Annotated in this window: 5 protein-coding genes; 4 read left to right on the top strand and 1 reads right to left on the bottom strand. The window is 42.6% G+C overall.

Annotated elements, in window-relative coordinates; all coding sequences use genetic code 11:
* Window positions 1-171 precede the first annotated feature (171 nt).
* A complete protein-coding gene (locus tag NR125_RS27030) occupies window positions 172-624 on the bottom strand; it encodes a cupredoxin domain-containing protein (RefSeq protein ID WP_019379850.1) in 453 nt (150 codons plus the stop codon).
* 148 nt (window positions 625-772) lie between these two features.
* Here NR125_RS27030 and NR125_RS27025 point away from each other — a divergent pair, with 148 nt between their 5' ends.
* The 4 genes from NR125_RS27025 to NR125_RS27010 all read left to right on the top strand — a co-directional run bounded on the left by NR125_RS27025 (window position 773) and on the right by NR125_RS27010 (window position 6,544).
* Window positions 773-2,257, top strand: coding sequence for a response regulator transcription factor (locus NR125_RS27025; RefSeq protein WP_192908605.1), 1,485 nt, complete (start codon window positions 773-775; stop codon window positions 2,255-2,257).
* A gap of 172 nt (window positions 2,258-2,429) precedes the next feature.
* Entirely contained in the window at window positions 2,430-4,091 is a 1,662-nt protein-coding gene (gene hutU, locus NR125_RS27020) for a urocanate hydratase (RefSeq protein ID WP_192908604.1), read from the top strand.
* A gap of 201 nt (window positions 4,092-4,292) precedes the next feature.
* The gene (gene hutI, locus NR125_RS27015) at window positions 4,293-5,579 is read left to right on the top strand and encodes an imidazolonepropionase (RefSeq protein WP_009334565.1); all 1,287 of its coding nucleotides are present in this window, start codon (window positions 4,293-4,295) and stop codon (window positions 5,577-5,579) included.
* Window positions 5,564-6,544 (top strand): agmatinase family protein, encoded by a 981-nt coding sequence (locus NR125_RS27010; RefSeq protein ID WP_009334566.1) that lies wholly within the window; start codon window positions 5,564-5,566, stop codon window positions 6,542-6,544. Before hutI ends, NR125_RS27010 begins: the two co-directional genes overlap by 16 nt.
* Window positions 6,545-6,551 lie beyond the last annotated feature (7 nt).

The raw sequence follows: 6,551 nt of genomic DNA, 5'->3' as shown, positions 1-6,551 counted from the left end.
CAAAAGCTGCCGCTTTTGGTCGTGCGATGATTATGCTGACGAAGCCTTCCTTGTCATGGGTCCTCATCCCGAGGGGACAGGCTGCTTGCGCTAGACAGTTTTCGAAGTACAAAGTTTTCTTTTTATTTAGAAAAGCACCGGATTATCCGGTGCTTTCCCTTTTCCCATTAGTTAGTCTACTACAATATAAGCAATCATTGGTCCGCTATTATCCTTATCCGGATGAGTAAGACACACTAGACGGTAAACGCCCTCCTTATCAAATTGAAGTGGGACAACCGTTTCTTCTGCTTTTTTTACCACACCTTTAATATCAGTCCCTTCTATGATGTATGGATGTTCCATTCCATTAACTCCCCAAATCTTCAAATTTACCTTTTCATCTTTTTCCAGAAAAATAGTTCCCGGATCCCAGCGATAAGCTTCAAATTCTTTGCCATCAGGCAGCTTGGCTTTAAATTCTCCTGTAACCATATGAATTTCCCGGACTTTTTCGCCCTCCGTCTGGTTGAATACTGTCAAACTATCAGATTTTGAAAAAAACCATACTGATGCAGAAACGATGACTGAAAATATGATGACAAATGCAATGATGCTGCGTTTCTTTAATACAAGAAAAGGCATGCTCATACTCCTTCCTAATTGGTTGTCCATATATAGATATGCAGGAAGGGCATCATAACTTGTCTAATATTTCTGAGATTTTTACGATAATTTCTTTACAACTGTCAAAATATTATTTCATAATAGAATTAAAAAAGGATGTGGCAGCATGTACAAAGTACTTGTGGCCAATCGGGATGAGTACGATACGAAAGGCATAGAGTGGCTTCTTAAATCTTCTATGAACGCATGGCAGGTAGAGTCAGCACAAAATGAAGCAGGGCTTATTAAGAAGCTTGAAACTTTTCAGCCAGACCTATTGATTTTTGAACTTGATCTGATAAATGAAGAAAGTTTTGGTTCATTTTTAAAAACCACTCAGATCATAGGGCCGGATTTGATTGCCTTAACAATGGAAGCGACCTTTTCACAAGCAAAAAGAGCCATCGACATGGGTGTATCTGATTTAATACTTAAGCCGATTTCAGCAGATATTTTATTAAAATCAGCGCGAAAGATTCATAGGCGCAATCAGATGATTAGTCGTTCTGCAGAACAAAAATCCAGTCAGAAAGCTGAAAAAGACTTCAATTACCAGGATTTATTTATAGAAGAATCTAATTCGGCTGAACCACTTGTATCTATCGGAATTAAGACCAAAAATCCTCTGGAGCTTCCAAAGCTGTTTAAATTTCTTGAAAGCTATACTTTCCAAAAAACAGTTCACTATTTTATTTTGAATGATATGATTTTGATTATTGCTGAGAAATCTGATGTGGCCTGGAAAGAGGAGAGCCTGAGATTTATGAGAGATTGGCAGGAAACGTCGGCAGAACAAATTGCGATCAGCATTTATACTGGTAAGGAGGGCAGCGGAACCGTCAGAAGCCACTATCTTGCGAACAGGAAGCTGATGGAGTTAACTTTTTACAGGGGATTTAATCAGGTAATTGAGGAGAGCTCATTGCCTAAATGGCTATCAATTGATCCATTCTTAACCCCCGAGGAACAGAGCAGGTGGATTGATTTCCTGAATCAGTCTGATTTAGAAGCACTGAAGTCATGGTTTTACGAGGAGTTTCTTATTTTGGCAGACCCTTATCCGGAACCAGGACTCATCAGAATTCGGCTGACCAGTATTCTTGCGCAAATTCGCAGGCATATGAAGACTTTCCGGCTGGCAGACGGGGATATGGAGAAAGAATATCTTCGTTTATTCCAGACTATCCTTTATTCCCCCTTGATCTACCAGGTCATTAACGAAATGATTAGCTTCATTTCCTTTGTTTTTGAAACCATACGCTCTGATAAAAAGCTGAAGCTGGAACTTACTGACAGAGTCCTATTCTTTATTGAGACGAATTACTGGGACCCTAAGGTTACTCTTGAAAGGGCAGCTGAATATGCAGATCGAAACCCGAATTATATCAGCTCCATGCTCGCAAAAAAATGCGGCAAGTCGTTCCGGGAGCTGCTTAATGAAACCCGGATTAGGCAATCTGCGAAGCTTTTGATGGAATCAGAAATAAGCATTAAGGAAATCGCATCTGTCTGCGGTTTTCGCAATCAGCAATATTTCAATAAAGTTTTCAGTAAGATTAAAGGCATGCCGCCAAATCAATTTAGAAAGAGCATGCATAAAACCTCCATGTAACCGGAGGTTTATTTTTTTGTTCTAATTATAAAAATACTAATATTTATATAAAATTCATAAAAATACACTATAAAAATATAACAAAATTATAAAAAATCAAACTTAATTATTATACTTTTCAGATAGTTCACATTATAAAATCTAAATATGAGATAACATTGGAGGGATAACAATGAAAGCGGAAACAAAAAGAGAAATAAAAAACTATCAATGCAGTGAGCTTCATGCTAAGGGCTGGATTCAGGAAGCAGCACTCCGCATGCTTATGAATAACTTAGACAAAGAAGTTGCAGAGATTCCTGAAGAGCTGGTTGTTTACGGTGGGATTGGGAAGGCAGCACGAAATTGGGACTGCTATGACGCGATTGTCAAAACATTGCATGAATTAGAAGACGATGAAACACTTCTTGTCCAATCCGGCAAGCCGGTTGCGGTCTTTAAATCACATAAAGATGCACCGAAGGTATTGATCGCCAATTCGAATCTTGTGCCTGCCTGGGCGAATTGGGATACCTTCCATGAGCTTGATAAGAAAGGCTTGATGATGTACGGCCAAATGACAGCTGGAAGTTGGATTTATATCGGAAGTCAGGGAATCGTGCAAGGAACCTATGAAACCTTTGCTGAGCTTGGCAGACAGCACTTCTCCGGTTCACTGAAACAGACCATTACTTTAACAGCAGGACTTGGAGGAATGGGGGGCGCTCAGCCGCTTGCAGTAACAATGAATGATGGTGTCTGCATTGCTATTGATGTAGATGAACACCGCATTGACCGCAGACTTGAAACCAAATATCTGGATACAAAAGTTTATTCAATTGAAGAGGCTATTAAATTAGCAACAGAGGCAAAACACGAGGGCCGCCCGCTTTCTATCGGCCTCTTAGGCAATGCAGCTGAAATTCTGCCAAAAATGCTGGAAATGAACTTCATCCCGGATGTCCTGACTGACCAGACTTCTGCACATGATCCTTTAAATGGCTATGTTCCAATCGGCTATTCTTTAGAAAATGCAGCTGTTCTGCGAAAGGAAAATGCTGCTGAATATGTTCAGAAGTCAAAGGCCAGCATGGCTGTCCATGTTCAGGCTATGCTGGACATGCAAAAGAAAGGTGCAGTCACATTTGATTACGGAAACAATATCCGTCAGGTGGCAAAAGATGAAGGTGTTGAGAAAGCATTTGATTTCCCTGGATTCGTGCCTGCCTATATCCGGCCGCTATTCTGTGAAGGAAAGGGACCTTTCCGCTGGGTAGCACTATCGGGAGATCCTGAAGATATCTACAAAACCGATGAAGTGATCCTGCGCGAATTTGCTGATAACGAACACCTTTGCAAATGGATCAGGATGGCACAGGAGAAAATCCAATTCCAGGGCCTGCCTTCAAGAATTTGCTGGCTTGGATATGGGGAGCGCGCCCGATTTGGAAAAATAATTAATGATATGGTGGCAAAAGGTGAATTGAAAGCACCTATCGTTATTGGCCGCGACCATCTCGATTCTGGTTCCGTTGCATCACCGAACCGTGAGACAGAGAGCATGAAGGACGGCAGTGATGCAGTGGCAGACTGGCCGATCCTGAATGCACTGATCAATGCGGTCGGCGGTGCAAGCTGGGTATCCGTCCACCATGGAGGCGGTGTAGGAATGGGCTACTCACTTCATGCTGGAATGGTCATCGTGGCAGACGGCACAAAGGAAGCAGAACAGCGCCTTGAACGGGTGCTTACATCTGATCCGGGCATGGGAATTGTGCGCCATGTTGATGCAGGCTATGACCTTGCTATCAAAACAGCAAAAGAAAAAGGCGTAAACATTCCGATGATGAAATAAAGATTTTTTAATGTATTTTATAAACTTTGCAAAAGATGGCGGAAAACAAGCAAAGAAAACACCAAATCAGCAAATAAGCCAATCAATTCAGCAAAGAAAACTCTTAAACTGGCAAATAGCCTTTTATATTTTCTAATAGGAAGCACTCCAATCCGTTATTATTTCGGATTGGAACTTCCATTTTTTAAGGAGGAGCACATTATGCACTCAAAACCTATTTTTATCAAACATGCAAATCAAATGATTACATTAAAGGGCAGCTCCGCACAGCCCTTGACGAAAGAAAAAATGAGTGAACTTCACATCATAGAAGACGGGGCGGTATGGATCGAAGAAGACATTATCAAATCAGCAGGTACAACAGCGGAACTGGAAGCTGACTATCAAAGCCGGCTTCATGATGCTGAAATCATTGATGCCTCAGGGAAAATTCTTCTCCCAGGACTTGTTGATCCGCATACACATCTAGTTTATGCAGGCAGCAGGGAAGAGGAGTTCAATATGCGCCTGAACGGGGCTACGTATATGGAAATTATGAACAATGGCGGCGGAATTCACGCCACCACTTCAATGACCAGAAAAGCATCTGAAGAGGAATTGGTAGAAGCGAGTCTTGTCCGTCTGGATCGCTTTCTTAAACACGGAGTAACAACAATAGAGGCAAAAAGCGGATATGGCCTGGATTGGGAAACGGAGCGCAAGCAGCTGACTGCAGCCCGGAAAGCGGATGAACTGCATCCGGTGGATATTGTCCGCACCTTTATGGGTGCACATGCGGTTCCTGCAGAATACAAAGAGAATCCAGACGCTTTTGTTGATTTGGTCATTGAAGAAATGCTTCCGAAAGTAGCGGAAGAAAAGCTTGCCGAATTCAACGATATTTTCTGTGAAAGGGGCGTATTCACTCCAGAACAGTCCAGAAAGCTGCTTGAAGCAGGGAAGAAGCTTGGCCTGATTCCAAAAATCCATGCTGATGAAATCGAACCATATGAGGGAGCGGAACTTGCCGCGGAAGTCGGTGCCATTTCTGCAGATCATTTGCTTAGAGCATCTGATAAAGGCATGGAAATGATGGCTGAAAAGGGAGTAATCGGTGTGCTTCTTCCAGGCACAGCTTTCTTCTTGATGGCCGAAGCCGCCAGAGGACGCCGGATGATCGATAAAGGTGTGCCGGTTGCTTTATCAACGGATTGCAACCCCGGCTCTTCTCCAACCTGCTCCATGCCTTTTATGATGAATCTTGCTTGTATGCACATGGGTTTAACGCCTGCAGAAGCCATTACTGCCGCTACAATTAATGCAGCACATGCCATCAATCGGGCAAAAGAAGTGGGAAGCATTGAAGCGGGGAAAAAGGCTGATCTGCTGCTGCTCAATGTACCAAACTACATGCAAATGCAATACCACTACGGAATGAACCATACAGACACCGTGATTAAAAATGGGAAAGTGGTCGTTAAAGGAGGAAGCTTATGCTGCCAACAATAAATCCTCCCGGGTTCTTTTGGCCGCAAGCCGAATTAGGAACTGACGTTAAGGTTAATGAATGGATACGCCAAATCCAGAGGGAAGAGGAGTTGAAAAAAGAAAAATGGGATGTCGTGCTATTTGGTGTCCCTCTTTCCCGCTCATCCATAAGCCCATCAGGAGCATCTGAATTCCCTGAATCATTCAGGAGATCCTGGAAAGGCTTTTCCACATACAATCTGGATTTTGAAAGTGATCTTCAAAAGATGAAGGTTGCAGATCTTGGCGATGTAAAAATGCATTTCACGGATATTCCTCAATGCCATTCCAATATCAAACAGACAATGAAAGATATAAGAAAACAGTTTCCTGATTCATTTCCAATTGCGATTGGAGGAGATCACTCCATTACAGCCATGCTTGTCAGCGGTCTGAAAGAACTGGAGCCAGAAAAAGAAATCGGCATACTTCAGCTCGATACTCACCTTGATCTCAGAAGCCTTGAAGACCATGGGCCGACTAATGGGACACCAATCCGCAACCTGATTCAGAACAGCATGATTAAAGGGGAAAATGTCTATAATATTGGCCTTCATGGCTTTTTTAACAGCCAGTCACTTATCAGTTATGCAAAAGAGCACAAACTCAATTATATTACGCTGAAAGAAGCCAGAAGACGGGGAATTGAAGAAACGGTTAAAGAAGCACTTTTACAGCTGGAGTCAAAAGTGGATAAAATTTACGTCACGATTGACATGGACGTGCTTGATATCGGCTTTGCTCCTGGGGTTCCTGCATCCACACCAGGCGGCATGAGCACCGAAGAATTATTCAGTGCGGTATATGCTGCAGGACTTTCTTCCAAAACTGCAGCCATGGATATAGTTTGCCTCGATCCAACAAGAGATCACCAGGCACAGCCAACGGTGAAAGCAGGCACTTACACTTTTCTGACCTTTTTGACAGCATTAATGAACAGGAGGTAAGGGGCTG

Source organism: Cytobacillus sp. Bac17 (assembly GCF_024519925.1).
GTDB classification, from domain to species: Bacteria; Bacillota; Bacilli; order Bacillales; family Cytobacillaceae; genus Cytobacillus; species Cytobacillus pseudoceanisediminis.
The sequence above is the reverse complement of the archived record's forward strand: the minus strand, read 5'-3'. Positions and strand labels throughout refer to the sequence as shown.